The 21,218-nt window shown below is 36.5% G+C and carries 16 protein-coding genes; 3 read left to right on the top strand and 13 right to left on the bottom strand.

Translation table 11 applies throughout. From position 1 onward, the window contains the following. Positions 1–5: 5 nt before the first annotated feature. A complete protein-coding gene (dnaN, locus tag HEQ28_RS04810; RefSeq protein ID WP_434504035.1) occupies positions 6–1,127 on the bottom strand; it encodes a DNA polymerase III subunit beta in 1,122 nt (373 codons plus the stop codon). Positions 1,128–1,328: 201 nt separating this feature from the next. Here dnaN and HEQ28_RS04805 point away from each other — a divergent pair, with 201 nt between their 5' ends. Further along, entirely contained in the window at positions 1,329–1,718 is a 390-nt protein-coding gene (locus tag HEQ28_RS04805; RefSeq protein WP_434504034.1) for a DUF3127 domain-containing protein, read from the top strand. Positions 1,719–2,110: 392 nt separating this feature from the next. On the opposite strand, the gene rpmA is transcribed toward HEQ28_RS04805, so the two are convergent. The 6 genes from rpmA to HEQ28_RS04775 all read right to left on the bottom strand — a co-directional run bounded on the left by rpmA (position 2,111) and on the right by HEQ28_RS04775 (position 6,766). After that, complete coding sequence (gene rpmA, locus HEQ28_RS04800; RefSeq protein WP_018463569.1) at positions 2,111–2,398, bottom strand: 50S ribosomal protein L27; 288 nt, start codon at positions 2,396–2,398, stop codon at positions 2,111–2,113. A gap of 17 nt (positions 2,399–2,415) precedes the next feature. After that, a complete protein-coding gene (gene rplU / locus HEQ28_RS04795; protein ID WP_434504033.1) occupies positions 2,416–2,733 on the bottom strand; it encodes a 50S ribosomal protein L21 in 318 nt (105 codons plus the stop codon). Positions 2,734–2,916: 183 nt separating this feature from the next. Then, on the bottom strand, positions 2,917–3,993 hold the full coding sequence (gene hisB / locus HEQ28_RS04790; RefSeq protein WP_434504032.1) for a bifunctional histidinol-phosphatase/imidazoleglycerol-phosphate dehydratase HisB: 1,077 nt from the start codon (positions 3,991–3,993) through the stop codon (positions 2,917–2,919). 11 nt (positions 3,994–4,004) lie between these two features. Beyond that, the gene (locus tag HEQ28_RS04785) at positions 4,005–4,907 is read right to left on the bottom strand and encodes a hypothetical protein (RefSeq protein ID WP_434504031.1); all 903 of its coding nucleotides are present in this window, start codon (positions 4,905–4,907) and stop codon (positions 4,005–4,007) included. Between the two features lie 11 nt (positions 4,908–4,918). Next, positions 4,919–5,677 carry an RNA methyltransferase gene (locus HEQ28_RS04780; RefSeq protein WP_434504030.1) on the bottom strand — a complete coding sequence of 253 codons (759 nt, stop codon included), beginning with the start codon at positions 5,675–5,677 and terminating at the stop codon, positions 4,919–4,921. 63 nt (positions 5,678–5,740) lie between these two features. Further along, complete coding sequence (locus HEQ28_RS04775) at positions 5,741–6,766, bottom strand: tetratricopeptide repeat protein (RefSeq protein WP_434504029.1); 1,026 nt, start codon at positions 6,764–6,766, stop codon at positions 5,741–5,743. 1,882 nt (positions 6,767–8,648) lie between these two features. Between HEQ28_RS04775 and HEQ28_RS04770 the strand changes: the two genes are divergently transcribed. After that, on the top strand, positions 8,649–10,862 hold the full coding sequence (locus HEQ28_RS04770; protein WP_434504028.1) for a translocation and assembly module lipoprotein TamL: 2,214 nt from the start codon (positions 8,649–8,651) through the stop codon (positions 10,860–10,862). On the opposite strand, the gene HEQ28_RS04765 is transcribed toward HEQ28_RS04770, so the two are convergent. Further along, entirely contained in the window at positions 10,859–11,662 is an 804-nt protein-coding gene (locus HEQ28_RS04765; protein WP_434504027.1) for an MBL fold metallo-hydrolase, read from the bottom strand. The genes HEQ28_RS04770 and HEQ28_RS04765 overlap by 4 nt on opposite strands. Before the next feature lie 88 nt (positions 11,663–11,750). Between HEQ28_RS04765 and HEQ28_RS04760 the strand changes: the two genes are divergently transcribed. Further along, positions 11,751–12,221, top strand: coding sequence for a hypothetical protein (locus tag HEQ28_RS04760; RefSeq protein ID WP_434504026.1), 471 nt, complete (start codon positions 11,751–11,753; stop codon positions 12,219–12,221). Here the strand turns inward: HEQ28_RS04760 and HEQ28_RS04755 are convergent. From HEQ28_RS04755 to thrA, 5 genes are all read right to left on the bottom strand, one after another. Next, entirely contained in the window at positions 12,205–13,062 is an 858-nt protein-coding gene (locus HEQ28_RS04755; protein WP_434504426.1) for a glycosyltransferase family 2 protein, read from the bottom strand. The genes HEQ28_RS04760 and HEQ28_RS04755 overlap by 17 nt on opposite strands. 35 nt (positions 13,063–13,097) lie before the next feature. Continuing rightward, a complete protein-coding gene (gene uvrA / locus HEQ28_RS04750) occupies positions 13,098–15,911 on the bottom strand; it encodes an excinuclease ABC subunit UvrA (protein ID WP_434504025.1) in 2,814 nt (937 codons plus the stop codon). A gap of 83 nt (positions 15,912–15,994) precedes the next feature. Continuing rightward, a complete protein-coding gene (gene thrC / locus HEQ28_RS04745; RefSeq protein WP_434504024.1) occupies positions 15,995–17,296 on the bottom strand; it encodes a threonine synthase in 1,302 nt (433 codons plus the stop codon). 3 nt (positions 17,297–17,299) lie between these two features. Continuing rightward, positions 17,300–18,529: a cofactor-independent phosphoglycerate mutase gene (locus tag HEQ28_RS04740; RefSeq protein ID WP_434504023.1), complete on the bottom strand. Its 1,230-nt coding sequence runs from the start codon at positions 18,527–18,529 to the stop codon at positions 17,300–17,302. A 4-nt stretch (positions 18,530–18,533) separates the two neighbouring features. After that, positions 18,534–20,969 carry a bifunctional aspartate kinase/homoserine dehydrogenase I gene (gene thrA, locus HEQ28_RS04735; protein ID WP_434504022.1) on the bottom strand — a complete coding sequence of 812 codons (2,436 nt, stop codon included), beginning with the start codon at positions 20,967–20,969 and terminating at the stop codon, positions 18,534–18,536. Positions 20,970–21,218 lie beyond the last annotated feature (249 nt).

Here is a 21,218-nt window from a genome sequence, read left to right as displayed (position 1 = left end):
GATAACTAGTCGTTCAGCAACATTGGCATAATCAGTGTGAGGATGTTTTCATTCTCAGGCTGCTCTGCTGGTACTATAACTCCTGCTCTGCTAGGGTCTGCCAACTGGAAGATAACTTCGTCGCTTTCGATATTGGTAAGTATTTCTTGTAAAGAACTACCCTTGAAACCGATGTTTATAGGCTTATCGCTGTATTCGCATGTGATTTGTTCCTTAGCGCTTGTAGCGAAGTCTATATCTTCAGAAGAAACTTCCAACTTTCCAGCCTCGATGTGAAAACGTATCAACTGACTGCTTTCGCTTGCAAACGGAAGTACACGGCGAAGTGCTCCGATAAGGCTTTTGCGGTCAATGCTCATGTTATTCGGATTCTCAGGAATCACGCTGTTATAGTTAGGATAATTACCTTCAATCAGGCGACAAGATAATTGTCCGTCTGTGAATTTAACCTCTGCGCAACGATCGTCAAATTTGATAACTACATCGCTTCCGTCTTTGCTAAGAACATTCTTCAGTAATGTTGCTGGTTTCTTAGGCAAGATGAATGATGCAGCAGTCTCACTCTTAATATTATAGTTTTGATTACGTACAAGCTTGTGTCCATCTGTTGCAACAATAGCAAGATAGTCTGTTGTAAGATCAAAGTATATACCATTCATTACTGGTCTTAGCTCATCCTGAGCAGTAGCGAATAATGAACGTGTGATATTGTTAATGAGTGATGTTGAGTCCAGAGTTATAATGGTTGCACTATCAGGAACTGTCTGTGTATGTGGATATTCATCTGCATTCTGTGCAGTGAAGTTATACATACCGTTCTGATAGAGAATCTTTATTGTAAGAGCCTCTGTATCTATATCAAATGACAGTGGCTGCTCAGGAAGTTCCTTTACAGCGTCAAGAATAGTACGGTTTGGTACTGCAAAACTGCCTTCACCATCACACTCGTCAAGTGTAACGGAGGATGTCATAACATTCTCGTTGTCAGATGCAGTTATTTTTAGTTCACTGTTACTTACTTCGAAAAGGAAACTGTCAAGAATTGGAATAGAATTCTTGCTGTTAATCACTTTTGAAAGTGATTGTAGACGTGCGTTAAGTGTTCCGCTTGATAATGTGAATCTCATTATTATTTTCTTTTATTCGTTATTGTTCTGATATTATATTTTTCAGATTACAAAAATACTAAAAACCATTGTTTAAAACAAAAAAAACGCATAAAAAATTTCATTTATTAGAACTATTTTATTAATTTCGCAAACTGAAGTGGGATTGCAAAATCTTTCACGTCGTCATAAAGTATACTTAAAAAATAATATATTTAAATTATGGAATTACAAGGTAAGGTAATTGTAGCTCTAACAGAGCGTACTGGTGTTTCTAGCCGTGGAGAATGGAAATCACAAGATTTCGTCATTGAAACTCATGAATCATATCCTCACAAGATGGTGTTCTCTGTCTTTGGTGCAGAGCGTTTGCAGCGTTTCAATATTCAGGTAGGTCAGGAAGTATCGGTATCTTTTGATATTGATGCACATGAGTATAATGGCCGTTGGTTTAACAGTATTCGTGCTTTTGACGTTCGTCAGATTGATCCAGCCACTTTGGGTGCAGGCGCAGCTCCTGCTGCTTTCAATGCAGCTCCATCAGCTCAGTCTCCATTCCCTCCAGCACAAGGTGCTGATGGTGCAGAGAGTGCAGATGATCTTCCATTCTAATTAATGGAAATTTGTTGTGATTACTGATAATCGTATCAGTACATTGCTATAAAAATATAAGGATTGTGATATTATTTCGCAATCCTTTTATTTTTTATATATGCCATAATGTAGGTTTATATAAATATATTAAATCTTGTAATTACTTTGATTTACTGAGTTTTCGTTTTAAGTGTAGGTTTATATAATGGCTTTAAGTAGTTGCATTATTCACTTGGATTCGGTGTGTCTTAAATTCTCTTTGGCGTTATAGCGTTTACTTTATACTGTTATGTTTTTTAAGTGGTATCAATATAATGCCGTTAATAAATTTTCATTTTATTATAACGAAGAAATGCTAACTCCGAAGGAGCTAGCATTCTATTGTTTGTTTGGAATAAGTGTTTAATTATTTAAGCTTCAACCTTAGTTTTAGCTGCGTAAACTTCAGGTGAGAGAACAGAAACTGTACTCTTGTCCTTCTTGCCCTTATGGAAGTATACTAGACCATCTGTAAGAGCATAGAGAGTGTCATCTTTACCCTGAGCAACGTTCTCGCCTGCGAAGTGCTTGTTACCACGCTGACGGATGATAATGTTACCTGCGATAACTTTCTGACCACCCCAAATTTTTACGCCTAATCTCTGTGAAGCTGAATCACGTCCGTTCTTAGAACTACCTACACCTTTTTTATGTGCCATGTTTTGTCCTCCTGATTTTAAGCGTTAATTGATTTTACTGTTACCTCTGTGAATTGTGAACGGTGACCATTCTTCTTGCGGAAATCCTTACGGCGTTTCATCTTGAAAACGATAACCTTGTCACCCTTAACGAGTGGGTTCACAACTTCAACTACAACTTTTGCACCTTCAACTGTTGGTGCACCGACTGTAACTGCTCCGTCTTTGTCGACGAGCAGAACCTTGTCAAATTCAACAGTCTTGCCTTCTTCTGCATCCTTAATGTGGTGCACAAAGAGTTTCATGCCTTCTTCAGCTTTAAACTGCTGACCGTTAATCTCTACGATTGCGTACATTGTTTATTTATTAAACGGGTTTCTCCGCTAGGCGGATGACTGATGTCAACACTTGTCTGAGCCTAAAACGGACTAAATCGGGCGCAAAGTTACTTAATTTTATTCATATCCACTGTTTGTGAAATGATAAATATTGCCTATTTAACGCCCGTTAACTTTTTATATATCTATTTAGTGGTGATACTATAACTTTCCCTTTGTTGAAGGAAGTTCATAATGATAGATATCACGCTTTACTGCCATCTTGAGCGAACGTGCCAATGCTTTAAAAATGCCTTCTATTTTATGGTGCTCGTTAGTGCCTTCAGCCTTTATGTTCAGATTCATCTGAGCTGCATCGCTTAGACTTTTGAAGAAATGCAGAAACATTTCAGTTGGCATTTCTCCTATTTTCTCGCGGTTGAATTCTGCATCCCATACAAGCCAAGGGCGTCCACCAAAGTCAAGTGCTACTTGGCAAAGGCAATCATCCATTGGTAGGCAATAGCCATATCTTTCAATACCTCTTTTGTCGCCTAGTGCTCTGAGTATGCACTCGCCAAGTGTTATCGCTGTATCTTCAATAGTATGATGCTCGTCAACGTTCAGATCTCCTTTGGTATGAATTGTCAAATCCATCATTCCATGTTTGCCTATTTGTTCAAGCATGTGGTCAAAGAATCCCAAACCTGTTGATATGTCGCATTTACCTGTTCCGTCAAGATTTATCTTTACGTAGATATCTGTTTCTTTTGTTGTACGTCGTGACTCTGCAATCCTTTCTCCGGCAAACAAAATCTCAGCTATCTTATCCCAAGTAATACCATTTTGTCCTAAGATAAGAGCTTTGCAACCGATGTTCTCAGCTAGTTTAGCATCAGTTTCTCTATCACCGATAACAAAACTTCCTTCAATATCATAAGCTGGATTGTTTAAGTATTCCTTTAACATCCCTGTGCCAGGTTTTCTCATAGGAGAATTGTCCTCTGGAAAATGACGGTCAATCAGTTGATCGTCGAAAGTGATGCCTTCGCCTTCCAAAGTTTGGATAATGAAATTATGTACAGGCCAAAAGGTATCTTCCGGGAATGATTCAGTTCCTAGTCCGTCTTGGTTGCTTACCATAACGAAGCGGAAATCTAAATTCCTGCGTATAAATTCAAGGTTCTTAAACACCCCTTTTGTGAACTTCAGCTTTTCAAAAGAATCAATCTGCTCATCAGCAGGTTCCTCAATAAGAGTTCCGTCACGGTCAATGAATAATATTTTCTGCTTTTTCATCTCTATTTAAATTATTCGTATTTGTCTATTTTCATTTTTATATCCGCTTTTTCCTTTTCCTGTTGTGTTATTGCACCATAGATATAATAACAGAAAATGTAGAAGTAAACAAATATGTAGGTGTACAAGAATGTTGTCAAGAGTGATACCACAATCAGAAGGAACGTTAAATATGAAGGCATTCCGTCAGCATCACCATTCATAATACCCATTTGATTGAAAAGGTATGAGTTGAAGATTATTATAAATGGCAAAGATACAACAAGCATTATTACCATATAAAAAAGCATTGTTATGATCTGTCCTATCAGAATGAATCCCAAATGCTTTATTCCTGTGTAATAATCTTTGCCAATGATATTTATGAATTTTGTATCTTTTTCCATGATATATTTTGTAGTAGAAAATATAAATGGCAATACAAATATGCATCCGATTATCATAATTGCGAGTTGTATGATTAAAGATATATATATCGCTTTTTCGGGACTGAAAACGTGCTTTGATACAAAAATAGCAATCGCTGTTCCCCCTAAAGATAAGGCGATTGTCATGATTACTACGGTTAGGAATAGGTTTGTGAGCGTAACAAATAGAGCTTTTTTAAAATTCTCTTTAAATGAATTTGTGTTTAGCAATGTATATGTTTTGCCCATAAGCCATGATTGAGCCATTGTCTCACATACTGCAAGAAGTATGAATCCCAGTAATATCCAGTAACTCAGTTTCTGTCCGCTTAGATTAGCGATCATAACATTTCTGCAACCTAATATATATATAGTGGCGATTACTGCAAGTGCAATGGCTGGCATCCATGTCTTTTTTAATATCGTTAGGATATTCAGGTTCAATAAGTTGAATGCATCCTTTACGCATCCATAGATGCTGCGACTTTTATATAAGTTATTTTCCATATTGATTAATTTTAGATCATTCTACGTCTGAATTCAGCGCATGTCACAGCTGTGGCAATTGCTACGTTAAGGGATTCTGCTGTTTCTCTGCCTACAGGATAATTAGGGATGAGTAGTTTGCGACTAATCATCTTTCTTATTTCTGGCGATATACCGTTTCCTTCATTTCCCATAACGATTATACCATTTTTTGAAAGTTCCTCTTTGTAAATATCAGTTCCTTCTAACAACGTGCCGTAAACAGGATAGTTGGGTGGGAGAGAGCCAATGAACTTGCTCAGGTCTGTATAATGAAGTTTCACTCGTGCAATGCTACCCATTGTTGCTTGTACAACTTTCGGATTATATATGTCGGCGGTGTCATTGCTGCAATAAATATCAGTAATGCCAAACCAGTCTGCAATGCGAATGATTGTTCCTAGGTTGCCAGGGTCCTGAACCCCGTCAAGAGCAAGATACAATGTTTCGTCATTATCTTTTATGATGGGTGCATCGTATTCAAACAATTTAAATATGGCAAGTACCATTTGGGGATGCTGCAAGAAACTAACTTTTGAAAGTTCTTCTTCTGTAACTTCTATTATTTCGTCAGCATTCACATTGTTGTTTGCCTTAATCCATTCATTTGTAGCCACAATAATCTTAGCTTGGTATTTTGCCAGCAGGTCGCCTACAACTTTGTGACCTTCAGCTACAAACACACCTTCGCCATTTCTAATCTTCTTGTGTTGAAGAGATTTGATATATTTTATTTTAGCTTTGCTAATCATACTTGCAAAAGTAACAATTATTATTGAGAAATTAAAAAACTTCGTATTTTATTTTGGTACAAATCAACTATCAAAAATATCATTTAATTCTCTATCATTTGAGTTGAGAACTAAATCATATGATTGCCTGTATGACTTCCATACTATTGAAACTTTATTCTTTATATCGTCGTTTATGTGATAAAACTTTAAAATACTGACTCCGAAGAGTTGTTTTAATAAATAAGCAAAACTCAAGTTGTCTATAATGAGTGCTTCTTGATTGCGTTTTTCTTCAGTTGGTATGGCAAAATAATCTGATTGCATTTTTTCTAACTCTAACATTATAGCAGGCTGAAATTCTTCTTTCTTGTATAACATCTTATATGCTGTCATCTTTGATATTAAATCAATATACTCTGCCGGACAATCTAATTTTACGCTTGACTTTATAACAGTAATTATTGTTATCAATGAATTTCTTAGCTTGTTACTAATATTAGTATCATTTACTATTTTTTTAGCTATCCTTTCCATTGATCTCCCTAGCCCATTAATGCTACCGCGACCTTGTACTTCTTTACCGTTTAAACATCCCTGCAAGGCCAAAGCGTAAGCTTTATTATGCTCGCCCATTTTATTATACATATATGCAAGAGTTATATAAGGCGCAATATAACTACGATCAATTTCGATTGCTTTATGCAAAAGTCGTAGTCCCTTTTGAATATCTTTTTGACTGTCTCTTGAAACCAGACTACCGCCTACATAATGATTAGCTTCTGCTTCATTTGGATGATATTTTAAAATTAAGTCAAAGTAATAATCAGATTTTCTAAGATTAATTTCTTCTTGTTCAAAATAAACACCTATTGCAAAAAGTATATTAAAATCTGTAGGTATTAAAGAATATACCTTTTCTAGTACATTATATGCAGCAGTTTTATCTTTTTTGTCATATAAATAAGACTCGTAAAGCGCTGTCCATGCAATTTCATTGGTGGGGGCAATCTGCAGAATTTCTTTTAAAGCTAGAATAGCATCATCTGTCTGATCATTATTCATGTCAGCAAATGCTCTTCTTAACAGAGTGTTAATATCATTATCCATATACTAAATATTTATATGTAAAAATTCTGCAACTTGCGTAAGCATGTTGTTAACGCGTTCTCTATATTTATTACATTTTATAGCATCTTTATATATTTTATTTTAGCTTTGCTAATCATACTTGCAAAAGTAACAATTATTATTGAGAAATTAAAAAACTTCGTATTTTATTGTTGTTTAATTTTTTGTTCTCACACAAAAATAGCATGTTCATGCATATTCCCACTGATGTGTTTTCTCTCTATGTGTATTAAATTTATTCTCTTACAAAGTTAAATAAAATTCCTATATACAAAATTCCTATGAAATACACCACGGTGGTTTGGCTTGTGGCTGGAGGCGTGAAGTCTCCAAAGAGCAACTGATAAGCCATTAATATACGATTCTGGGAGAGCTGCAATTCTCGCTTTACACAATTTATAGTATTTATAATGAAAATATTTTATTACATATAAAATTGCCAGAAAACAAAAAAACTCCAAAATGTTTAAAACAGACAAAAAACCTCCACGCATCATATAAGTAACTGGTGAGTAATTATTTATCGGTGGAGGATAATCTCCACTATCATCCACTATCATCCACCTTTTTGTAAACTATTGAGAAATATAGAGCTATTACTAAACGAAAATCTGGATTATCGCAAATAGAGAAGTAGTAAAACATATTTACTTTATGACCAATTTTAGCGACCAACAATTGCGTTTTATAGTAGAAATACAAGCGTTATAACGATATAAAGGAAACGTTTGATCGTAGAAACGCAAACGTTTGATCGTAGAAACAGAAACGTTTGATCGTAGAAACGGAAACGTTTGATCGTAGAAATGGAAACGTTTGATCGTAGAAACAGATGCGTCTAGCTTTTTTCACAGAATCCAGTTCGTTGAACTTCGGTCTATTGTGAAGGAAGGTGAGAGGGAAATCTTCTTTAACTTTGTTTACTTCGTCGGCAATTTGGCGGAAATAATGTTTTCGTAGATAGTGACGAGTTCAGTTCTTGTATAGAATTTTTCATCTTTTTCTTTTCTGATAATTGAAATTTTCATGTTCTAAAGCGTTTTTTATTCTTTTTTGTTTACAAAACAGTGCATGATAGTGGAGGATAGTGGAGGTTGTCATCCACGCCTAAAATGTTATTTATCAGAAACTTACATTATGCGTGGAGGTTATTTAATAGTTTTAGTACTTTTTCAGAATTTCATTATTTTTATGACTGTTCAGCTATACAAATGTAATAAAAAATACGTGTCAATGCAAGTTTTAAGGGACAAAAAACAGTAGGTGGCACGGTATAAAGAGAATAAAGACAGATTGTGCAAATGGAACTAACAACAATAACGGCCGTTCTCACGGAAATATCTTGCAAGTGAGAGCAAAGCAAAGTTTACTTGAGATATGCCGAGGACAGCTAGATATTCATGGAATAGAGGAAATGCAGAAACTAAAGAAATTAGCTTGAGTTAATTGCTCATGTAATTTTAGAAAAGCAATATTTAGTACTTATCATATTGGTTATTCCTACTAGATAAGAGAGTTTGCTTTATAAATGAAGAGAAAATATTGATGAAAAATCCATAAGTAATAAATCGACTTCATATATGCCTTAACATTTGTTTATGCCATCTGTGAAGTTATACTTTCAGTACTTATATAAGAATCTACTTTTCTATTTATCCTTCGACTGTTTCCAAGATGATTTTTCCATAAATTCTATCTTACTTGACCGTATTATTCATGTTGTTAATTAACCATGATATTTTCTCGTTTTGCACTCAATTTCAAATTTTCTTCATATCTTTGCATAAGATAAGGATGCACGTAGCAAAATATACAACGAAATCTGATTTGTTTGCTCTTGTTTGCATGTAAATAATGATAAATGAATAAAATTAAATTTTTAATATATATATCGGCAATAGTTCTTTTAATGTCGTGTAATGCTTCTAAGTTCGTACCTGAAAATAAGTATCTGCTTGAAAGTGTAAAAGTGCAATCGGACAATAAAGATCTTAATCCGACTATGCTTCAGGCGTACGTGCGTCAGAAAGCTAACTCTAAATGGTTTTCAATATTCAAAATACCTCTTGGAACTTACTCTTTGGCAGGAAGAGATTCTGCTAAATGGCTAAACAGAACTTTAAAGAATATAGGTGAAAAACCTGTTGTATATGATACTATCATGGCTGATCGTTCAGTTAATGATTTGACAACAGCTATGCGTAACATGGGATATATGCACGCTACAGCACAGATTAAGACAAAGATAAGAGGAAATAAGATAAAAGCTATTTATCTGCTGCATCCAGGAGAGCCATATTATATCAGTTCGATAAAATATGATATCAAGGATAGCGTAATAGCTAAACTCCTTGCCAACAAGGATATGCGCAGTCCATTTAAGGCAAGACTTGCGAGCGGAAGTAGATTTACCGTTGATGAGTTGAATGCTGAGCGAAAGAATATAACAAGTTTTCTTCTTGACAACGGATATTATAAATTTCATAAGGATTATATAATATTCAGTGCCGATTCTGCTAGAAATAGTAAAGACATAAATCTAGTATTACATCTTTTGCCTTATCGTGTCACTAGTGCTTCTCCCGACACTCTTCACCCATGTTATACGATAAACAAAATCAATTTTCTTAGTGGTGATACAGTAAGAATCCATCTAAGAAATAGTGTTCTTCGTTATTCTACGGCTTTGGAAGAAGGGAAACCGTATAAAAGTAGCGCATTACAAAGTACATATAATAAGTTTGCAAGGCTGCAGGCAGTAAGATTTACGAATATAAGTTTTCGTGAACATCCCGATACAACATTGTTGGACTGTGATATTCAGTTGAGTACGAATAAGCCAAACACGTTGTCTTTTCAACCAGAAGGAACAAATACTGCTGGTGATTTAGGTGCAGCTGCAAGTTTGACGTGGGAGAATAGAAATCTTTTTAGAGGTTCGGAATTATTCAGTATTCAGTTGCGAGGTGCTTTTGAAGCCATAAAGGGTTTGGAAGGTTATCAAAATCAGAATTACGAGGAATATAATATAGAGAGCAAACTTCAGTTCCCTAGATTTCTTGCTCCTTTCCTGTCAAACGGATTTAAGAAGCGCAGTAATGCAACATCAGAATTGTCTTTGAATTACAATCTGCAAAACCGTCCTGAATTCCACAGACGAATATTCTCTGCTGCATGGAGGTATAAATGGAACGAACCTCGCCACCATCTTTCATATCGTGTAGATCTTCTGGATCTAAACTATGTGTACATGCCATGGATAAGTCCCACGTTTAAGCATGATTATCTTGATAGTGTGAGCAATAGAAATGCCATACTTAGATACAACTACGAAGATTTATTTATCATGAAGATTGGTGCCGGTATTACTTACAATGACGGTATAAATGTAGTAAGGGCAAATGTTGAGACTGCAGGTAACATACTTAACGGACTGTCAAGAGCCTTTGACTTTAAGAAAAATAGCAACGGACAATATACCTTGTTTAATATAGCCTATGCACAATATGCGAAATTTGATTTCGACTTTACTCACTTGTTGAGATTTGATAATAGCAATTCTTTGGCAATGCATCTAGGATTTGGTATAGCATGGCCTTATGGAAACAGTACGATATTGCCTTTTGAAAAACGATATTTCTCAGGCGGTGCAAATAGTGTTAGAGGATGGAGTGTGAGAGAGTTAGGTCCAGGAAATTTCAAAGGTACTGACGGAAGAATAGACTTCATCAATCAAACTGGTGATATGAAACTGGATATGAACTTAGAATACCGAACATCTTTATTCTGGAAGTTTGATGGTGCCGCATTTATTGATGCTGGTAATATTTGGACTCTGCGTAATTACGCAGAACAACCAGGAGGACAATTCAAGATAAACGAGTTTTATAAGCAAATAGCTGTGGCTTATGGAGTAGGGTTACGATTAAATTTCAGCTATTTTATACTAAGATTTGATATGGCTATGAAAGCTATAAACCCTGCTTATGAAACCGAAAAAGAACATTATGCCATATTCCATCCGAATCTAAGCAGGGATTTTGATTTCCATTTTGCAGTGGGATTGCCATTCTAAATGAGATTATAAATCTCACTTGGAATCTTGCGCTTAAGTACTTCCAATTTAAAGTCTACCCCAGCTATAATTCCATGAGCTTTAAGAGTAGTTTCAATTGTCTTTTGCGCCAATACAGGATGATTGTTTTCTTCGCTTAGATGGCATAGCCATACATGCTTCAGTTCAGGCGTAGCGTATTCTGCTAATGCATTACCGCATTCAGAATTGCTCAGGTGACCGTTTGGTCCTAAAATCCTAACCTTAAGATGTGCAGGATAAGGTCCATTGCTAACCATTTCCTCATCATGGTTTGCTTCAATAACAAGATAATTAGCTTCACCGATGTATTGATGCATGTCATCAGTGATGTGCCCGATATCAGTCATCAAGACGAATATTATTCCGTCATGTTCGATCTTATATCCTACATTATCAGAGCTGTCATGAGGAACTTCGAAAGGCGTTACCTTAAAATCTCCAAGTTGGAAACTCTTATCCTTTTCAATGACTTTTACACAGCCATTGTTTATCTTTTTTCTAACGCAGTAATTATTCTCAATTCCATTATGTACAGAGTTGGTTGTATACACGCTGACGCTGTAATCATTACTTATACTGCCTACTGATTTAATGTGATCAGCATGGTCATGAGTTATAAGCAAATGATGTATACTCGTCATTTGTAATCCATAGTTCTTAAAATGCTTTTTCAGGGTTCTCACCCCAATTCCAGCATCAATAAGTAATCCGTCAGTTTCTGTATATAAATAGTAGCAATTGCCACTACTTCCACTGCCGAACGATATAAACTTCAGCATTATAATATTTCTTTTCTACAAAATTATTAAGAAAAGATGAAATTACCAAAGAATTTGGCTACCTTTGTCCTAAATTAATGAATTTAGTATGATTTTTAGGCTCTCAACGACAATAAAGAATACATTTTTTGCAATAATGTTGATTATTGTGATGTTAAATTTTGTTTCTTGCAATCATCCAGGAAGCGAAGACAGCCTAACAGAGAATGCAGATTCCTTTTCTTGCCATTACTTTAATTGGCAATATCAAAAAGCACTTCGTTATGTAACTCCAGAGTCAGAGAAATGGTTGAGATTTGAAGCTAGTCAAGTTCATCAAATTGATGTTGATATGCTTAAATCTATGGATGAAGGTGCAGCATGCGAGATAGGAGAGGTTGCATATCTTAACGATGATTCATTGGCAACTGTCAAAGTTGATGTTAAGAACTATCTAGAAAAAGATACTATTGGGGCAGCATCACATGTCGTGGAGAAAGCTACATTTGTATTGAACATGGTTTATAAAAATGACAAATGGCTTGTGAAGTTAAACTCTGTTCCTAGGAGATTGAAATAAAATACCCCAGTTTATACATAGTGAATGTAGACATATTAGGAGTTTTACCTATTAGTTTTGTTTCTAAATGTTTTTGGAATAATTTCCAATATAGCTTAATAATCCATTTTTGATGATAGCGCGATAATCTGTTGCTGATAGTCAATATACGTGAATATCCGTTCAACTCATTTGAAAACTTTTTTAAAGTTTGTAACCCTTCTTTTGTCTTTTCAAGATACTCACTGTTTGATTCGTAATTGTCTAATATCAATGGGTTATCAATATGAAGGATTTCAATATTGTTTTCTTTCAGTCTTTTCCCAAGTAACACATCCTCATATCCATAATTTCGTATTCTCTCGTCAAAAGGAATACTAAGTATGACTCTTTGTGAAATTAATAGATTTGCAGTATGTAGATCTTGATATCGGTGACAGTTTCGTTTTGCAGCAATATGTGCTTTCTCTGCGCTCTTCTCGTAAATGAATCTCAGATTGGAATTGTCACCAGAAGCTAAACTGTATCCTCCATATACAACTTCGTATTTATCGTCTTGTTCTAGATAATTGATGACATACTCGTCACAATCTAAACTCATGTCGCTGTCAATAAACAGCAACCATTTGTAGGTAGCTTCTTTTGCAAGAAAATTCCTTATAACTGATCTTCCAACATTTTCTTTCCTTATGATGTATTTTATATTGTCAAGTTCTAGAATTTCCTTGTTTACAATACGTGAATGTTCATCGCTGCTTCCGTCATCTGCAACGATAATCTCGTAGTGTAATCCTTCAATGTTTTCACATTGAGTACAAAGCGCTTTAACCAGTTCTACGCATATTTGGTTATAGCAGGGGATGAGTATGCTTAGCTCGCTTTTAATAATATGAAGTTTTACAGTTTATCTTTTAGAAATTTACCGGTAATGCTCTCTTCACATGCAGCAATGTCTTCAGGTTTACCTTCGCAAACAAGATTGCCACCTTTGTCTCCTCCGTCAGGACCAAGGTCTATCACATAGTCTGCACATTTAATTACATCTAGATTATGTTCAATCACAACCACAGTGTGACCTCTTTCTATCAATGCGTTGAATGCAGCGAGCAGACGTTGGATATCATGGAAATGAAGTCCTGTAGTTGGCTCGTCGAAAATGAACATCGTCGGATCTTGTTTCTCTTGTCCAATGAAGTAAGCTAGTTTTACTCTTTGATTTTCGCCACCAGAAAGACTGCTTGAATTTTGTCCCAGTTTAATGTATCCAAGTCCAACCTCAGCAAGAGGTTTCAATCTGTTTACAATAACCTTCTGATTGTATTCGCCGAAGAATTCAATAGCTTCGAGCACAGTCATATTCAGAATGTCATAGATGTTTTTTTCGTGGAATCTCACTTCCAGTATATCATGTTTGAACCTTTGTCCGTGGCATGCTTCACATTCAAGTACCAAATCTGCCATGAACTGCATCTCAACGTTTATAACTCCAGCTCCTTTACATTCCTCGCATCTACCACCTTCTGCATTGAACGAAAAATATTGTGCGGTGTATCCTTGTTGCTTTGCAAGTGGCTGATCTGCGAAAAGTTGTCTTATCGCATCGTATGCTTTTACGTATGTGGCTGGGTTTGAGCGTGTGCTTTTTCCTATTGGGTTTTGATCTACAAATTCCACATGTTTAATGTCTTGCCAATCACCCTCTAGAGATGTGTACTCTCCTGGAGCATCGGCAACCTCGTCAAGATGACGTTTTAGCGCAGGGTATAATATGCCCTTGATAAGACTTGACTTACCAGAACCAGAAACTCCTGTTACACATGTGAATATGTTGAGTGGAATCTTTACGTCGATACCTCTCAAGTTATTCATTCGTGCTCCATTGAGCTCTATATATTTATTCCAACTACGTCTTGATTTTGAGGTGGCGATTGAATATTCTCCCGTAAGATATTTCACTGTATATGAACGTGGATATTTTTCAACCAACGATTTATCCTTATCATTCAGTTCTTTTATATCACTTTCAAATACTATTTCTCCTCCGTTTGAACCAGCATCAGGACCTACATCAATGAGATAGTCTGATGCTCTCATTATCTCTTCATCGTGCTCGACAACCATTACGGTGTTGCCCAGACTTTGGAGATCTTTCAATACTTTTATTAGTCTGTCTGTGTCTCGACTGTGAAGTCCGATGCTTGGTTCATCCAAGATGTATAACGAACCCACAAGCGAAGAACCGAGTGATGTTGTAAGGTTTATACGTTGACTTTCGCCACCACTTAGGCTATTCGACTGTCTGTTGAGCGTGAGATATCCCAATCCAACTTCAACCAAGAATCCCAGTCGGTTGTTTATTTCTGTTATTAGGCGCTTGGCTATTCCTGCGTCATGCTCGTCAAGTTTCAGCTTGTCAAACCATTCTTTTAAGTTTGTAATAGGCATTTCTACAAGATCGGTTATACTCATGCCGCTGATCTTAACCCATCTTGCCTCTTTTTTTAGTTTGGTTCCATGACAGTCAGGACATACAGTCTTACCTCTATATCGGCTCATCATTACACGATATTGTATCTTGTATTGATTCTCCTTCACCATATGGAAGAAACTGTCAATGCAAATCTTAACTTTTATATTGAGTTTCTTTTCACATGGCAGACCATGCCACAACATATCTTTTTGCTTTTGTGTCAGCTTGTAATAAGGTTCGAAAATAGGGAAGTTATCTTCTGCCGCACGACGACAGAATTCAGTTTTCCAAACACCCATTTTATCTCCATGCCAACATTGTACGCATCCATCATAAACACTGAGCGATGAATTTGTTATGACTAGTTTCTCATCTATGCCAATTACATTTCCAAAACCTTCACAAGTAGGACATGCGCCTAGAGGTGAATTGAATGAAAACATATTATCATTAGGTTCTTCAAACTTGATGCCATCAGCTTCAAATCTTGTAGAGAATTCATATATGATGTCTCCAGGAAGGAATACTAATTTGAGTATTCCATCACCTTCATAGAATGCGGTTTCAGCAGAGTCTGTGAGCCTTGATATAGTATCTTTCGTGTCATCAACGCTCATTCTTGTTATTACAAGGTATAAATCAGATATATCTTTAGGCTTTTCGCCAGATAGAATATCCTCAATTCTTACTACATCGCCTTTAATGTACATTCTGGAATAACCTTCCTTCATATACATTTCTAGTTGCTTCTCCACGCTGCGTCCTTCAACAACATGTAGAGGTGCAAGTACCATGAATTTTGTTCCCTTTGCAAATGTAAGGCTACATTTCACTACATCTTCAGGAGTATGACGTTTCACTTCTTCACCACTTACTGGAGAATAAGTGCGTCCTATGCGTGCAAATAGCAGACGCATATATTCATAAATCTCTGTAGTTGTTCCAACAGTAGAACGTGGATTGCGTGAAATAACTTTTTGCTCAATTGCTATTGCTGGAGGGATGCCCTTAATAAAGTCGCATTCCGGTTTACTCATACGTCCCAGAAACTGTCTAGCGTATGATGAAAGGCTTTCTACGTATCTTCGCTGACCTTCGGCATATAATGTGTCGAAAGCCAGCGAAGACTTTCCCGAACCGGAAACACCGGTTATGGTAATAAATTTATTGCGAGGGATATTTAACGCAACGTTTTTTAAATTGTTTACGCGTGCGCCTTTTATCTCAATATATTCGTCCATAATAACTTTACTATTCTTGTCTTAATCGGCAAAGTTACTTAATTTTCATGACAATATACCTAATCTTTTGTATTTTTTATATATTACTGTTCCTGTAAGAATTCCTTGAATTCAGCAAAGCTGTTATTCATTTCAATACTTTGCTTTTTACCTTTCATGAATTCAGCCAGACGTGAAGGTATGTTGATGTCTATATTAAGAATGTCGTCAACCTTTTCCTTGAACTTAGCAGGGTGTGCTGTTTCCAGAAATACTCCAGTTTCTCCGTCCTTGAGTCCTTCTTTTAATGCACGGTAGCCACATGCTCCATGAGGATCTAGAATGTAGCCAGTTTCTTTATGGCAAGTCTGCATCGTGTCCTTTATCATGTTGTCTGTATATGTGGCTCCACTAATAAGATTTGTAATCTTCTCATGACTACCTCCAAACAGGTCGTATATACGTGCAAAGTTTGAAGGGTCACCAACATCCATGGCGTTTGCTAATGTCTGTTTGCTAGGCTTTGGTTCGTATTTTCCGCTTTGCAGATACTTGTAGAATATGTCATTGGCATTGTTTGCAGCTATGAATCTCTTGATAGGTAATCCCATTTCATGAGCAAATATTCCGGCACATATATTTCCAAAGTTTCCACTTGGTACGCATACGACCATATTGTCTGCCTTGTTTAGTTTCTTCAGTTGTGCATAAGCATAGAAATAATAGAATGCCTGAGGAAGGAAGCGTGCCACGTTGATGCTGTTGGCTGATGTAAGTTTCTTGTTTGCGTTCAATTCTTCATCCATGAATGCTTGTTTTACAAGAGTTTGACAGTCATCAAATACGCCGTCTATTTCTATGGCTGTTATGTTTTTGCCAAGTGTGGTAAACTGGCTCTCCTGAATCTTGCTCACTTTACCTTTTGGATAAAGTACGTCTACGTGTATGCCATCTACGCCAAGAAATCCATTTGCTACAGCTGAACCAGTATCACCGGATGTGGCAACAAGAACAGTAACAGATTTTTGACCTTCTTTCTTTATGAAATATTGCAGAAGTCTAGCCATAAATCGTGCACCTACATCCTTAAACGCAAGAGTTGGACCATGAAACAGTTCAAGAGAATATATGTTGTTTTCAACCTTTATAGCAGGAACGTCAAAAGATAGAGTGTCATATACGATGTCTTTCAACGCACTTGTCTCTACATCATCACCAAAAAATGCCTTTGCTACTTCAAAGGCGATTTCTTGAAACGACATGTTTTCTATGTTATCAAAAAATGCTTTTGGCAACTTATGGATATTTTCGGGCATATATAGACCCTTATCTGGAGCCAAACCCTTTACGACAGCTTCTTCAAGAGTTGCAATTGGTGCTTCTTTGTTTGTGCTATAGTATTTCATAACTTATTTTATTTTCATAAATGTTTCCATAAATTCATTCAATCTCAGCAAACCGTAACTTCCGCTGACACAACTCACTTCATCGTATGTGTTCACTTCATCTGGCTCAATTCCTTTATACCAGATGATAAAAGGTACTGGCTCTTTTACGTGCGTGCGTATTTCAACAGGAGTAGGGTGGTCAGGCAAAACTGCAATGCAAACAGGCTCATTCCAGTCTTTCACTTCTTCATATACAGTTTTTACGATTCTGGAGTCAAGATTTTCAATTGTTTTAAGTTTTAAATCTAAATCTCCGTCGTGTCCAGCTTCATCGCTAGCCTCAATATGTAGAAAAACAAAGTCCTGTTTCTTTAGAGCATCAATGGCAGCCTGTGCCTTTCCTTCGTAATTGGTGTCAGATAGTCCAGTAGCTCCTTTTACCTTAATGACATCAAGTCCTGCATAATGTCCTATTCCACGTATAAGGTCTACAGCCGAAATTACACTTCCTGTTTTGATATCAGGAAATAGTTGCATAAGCGTTTTCATGGATGGTCTGTAACCACCACTCCAAGGCCATATACTGTTTGCCTTTTCCAATCTTCCTTTATTAAAGGGATGTTCAGAAAGTAATTTCTGACTCTTTAATATCAGTTCGTTTATCAAATCAGCGGTTTCTTGAGGACTCATTCTTGAAGAATCAGTCTCAACATAATTATCTTCTGGTTTCACAAGAAGTTTCTTCCATTCCTCGTTTGGATGATCATGTGGTGGGGCACAAGTGATATGCTTGTTACCACCTTTTATCACAAGAAGATGGCGATATTGTATACCAGTGATGAATTTAATCTTGTCGTTGCCAAGTTTGTCATCAAGATATTTAATCAGCACATCTCCTTCTTCTGTGGTGAGATGTCCACCATGGTGATTCTTAATCAATCCGTTTTCCAACTCAATGATATTGCATCTTATAGCCATATCTTCTGGTTGCATGATGTATCCTATTGATGCAGCTTCGAGTGGTCCGCGACCTTCATATACTTTATTTAAATCATATCCAAGAATTGCAGTATTGGCTACTTCAGAACCAGGAAGAAAACCATCAGGAATGGTGCTTAATCTACCAGTACGTCCGTTTTTTGCCAACATATTCATGTATGGTGTTTCTGCATATTGCAGCAGAGTCTTGTTTCCCAATCTTTCAACTGCATGGTCTGCCATACCGTCGCCAAGTATGATGATATGTTTCATAATCCTAGATATTAGCAATTGACATTATATTTGCGAATACTCCGGCAGCCGTCACGCTAGCTCCTGCACCATAACCCTGAATTAACATAGGATATTCTTTGTATCTTTCTGTTGTCAGAAGTACTATGTTATTGCTTCCTTCAAGATTATAGAATGGGTGATTTCGCTCAATCTCTTTTAGTTCCACGCTTGTCTTACCACCATTCATAATAGCAACGAATCGCCATTTCTTGTCTTCGCTTTCAAGAACCTTTCGGCGTGTTTCAAAATCAGCGTCAAGTTTAGGAAGATTCTTCCAGAAATCATCAATGCTTCCATCAAAATATTCCTGTGGAACAAACAGATGTTTCTCCACATCTTCTTGCTCTACTCTGTAACCTGCTTCGCGTGCTAGAATTACAAGTTTCCTTACGACATCCTTTCCGCTTAAATCAATACGTGGATCTGGCTCGCTGTATCCTTTTTCTTTCGCTCTGTGTACTGTCTCGGAGAACGGAATATTACTGCTTATCTCGTTAAAGATAAAGTTTAATGTTCCGCTTAATACAGCCTCTATTTTTAATATCTTATCTCCAGAGTTTCTAAGGTCATTTATAGTTCCGATAATAGGAAGACCAGCACCTACGTTTGTTTCGAATCTGAATTTAACGCCACGTTTCAAAGCTGTCTTTTTCAGTTCCACATATTTGTCATATTCAGCACTGGCGGCAATCTTATTTGCAGCTATTACACTGATATTGTTTTCAAGAAAACTTTGGTATAATGCAGCTATATCCTTACTTGCTGTACAGTCCACAAACACACTATTGAATATATTCATTCCTAGTATTGCTTCTTTCAGCTTTTCAGGACTGCTTGCTTCTGATGTCTTCAATACATCCTTATAATTGGAAAGATCTATTCCGTCGCGATTTAATATTGCGTTCTTGGAACTTGCTATACCAACGACATTAAGTTTCAGTTGGCTTCTTTCCTTCAACTCTTCATACTGGTTGCGAATTTGTTCAATCAGTTTGCCACCTACAGTTCCGACTCCACATATAAATAAGTTGAGAACCTTGTATTCTGAAAGGAAGAATGAGTCGTGAAGAACATTCAGTGATTTCCTTAATGATTCACTTTTTACGACGAATGATATATTTGTTTCACTGGCACCCTGTGCACACGCTATAACACTGATACCGCTTCTTCCTAAAGTTCCAAACAGTTTACCTGCAATACCAGCGGCATGTTTCATGTTCTCACCTACAATGGCTACGGTGGCAAGTCCGCATTCTGCATGCATTGGGAACATAGCTCCGTCTTCAATCTCGGTTGCAAATTCTTCATTCAGCACTTTTACAGCCTCTTCTACATCTTCCTCCCTTACACCTATACTGGTTGAGTTCTCAGAAGATGCCTGTGAAACCATAAATACGCTTATTCCTTCATTGGCAAGAGCTGTAAAGATTCTGCGGTTTACACCAATGACACCAACCATAGAAAGACCAGTCACGGTGATAAGTGCAGTTCCGTTGATAGAACTTATACCCTTGATTGGTTTCTTGTCATCATTGATCTTATTCTTTATTATTGTTCCTTGATTTTCAGGGTTGAATGTATTCTTAACCCTGATAGGAATATTCTTTATACATACTGGGTATATTGTTGGAGGATATATTACCTTAGCACCAAAGTTACACAACTCCATAGCTTCAATATAACTTAATTCGTTAATTGTGTATGCAGTCTTGATAACTCTTGGATCGGCTGTCATGAAACCATCTACATCCGTCCATATCTCCAATACTTCGGCATTCAGTGCAGCTGCAATAATGGCTGCTGTATAGTCGCTTCCTCCACGTCCAAGATTTGTTATCTCGTCAGTATCAGTGTCACGACTGATAAATCCGGGAATCAATGAAATATGAGGAAGGTCTTTAAATGTATTTTTTACTAACTTATTTGTTAATTCACTGTCAAGTGCATTTTTGCCATTAATACGTTCGGTCTTGATAAATTCGCGACTGTCAAACCATTTTGCACCTTTTATCAGAGCTGCAACGATATTACTTGACAGACGTTCACCGTAACTAACGATAGCGTTCTGTGTTTTTTCGCTTAAATCATGTATCAGATAGACACCAAAATAAATGCTTCTCAATTGTTCAAATAGAGAATCTACGGTATTGAATAAGTCTTCTCGTTTTTTTGTATCTGTGATAATTGTGTCTATCATCTTATGATGACGATCAACCATTTGGTCGAATTCGTATTTCCAATTATCATCGTGTTGTAGTGCCAATGTTGATGTGGAAATCAATTTGTCCGTTATGCCACCAAGTGCACTTACAACAACTACTATCGGCTGTTTTTTAGCCTCTTTCTCTACAATACTCTTTAAGCTAAGAATGCTTTCTACGGAACCAACAGATGTTCCACCAAACTTTAATACTTTCATTTACTAATGGTTTTAATTTGTGCGACCACTTGACAATAGTGGCTTTTCGCTAACGAAATCAGACTTTAATTGTCGGTTATAATCATAGCCGAGTCTTAAAACCAGCAGTACAAAAGTGGCAAATAACTCGAAAAATACATCAAAACCTTACAATTTGAATGAATTCATGGGCAAAAATACTAAGAATTATTATTATGACCAACTAATTCATTGATAATTTCCATTTTAGCTTCATTTTTTGTAACTTTG

The organism is Prevotella sp. (assembly GCF_051059605.1).
In the GTDB taxonomy this organism is placed as follows: Bacteria; Bacteroidota; Bacteroidia; order Bacteroidales; family Bacteroidaceae; genus Prevotella.
The sequence above is the reverse complement of the archived record's forward strand: the minus strand, read 5'-3'. Positions and strand labels throughout refer to the sequence as shown.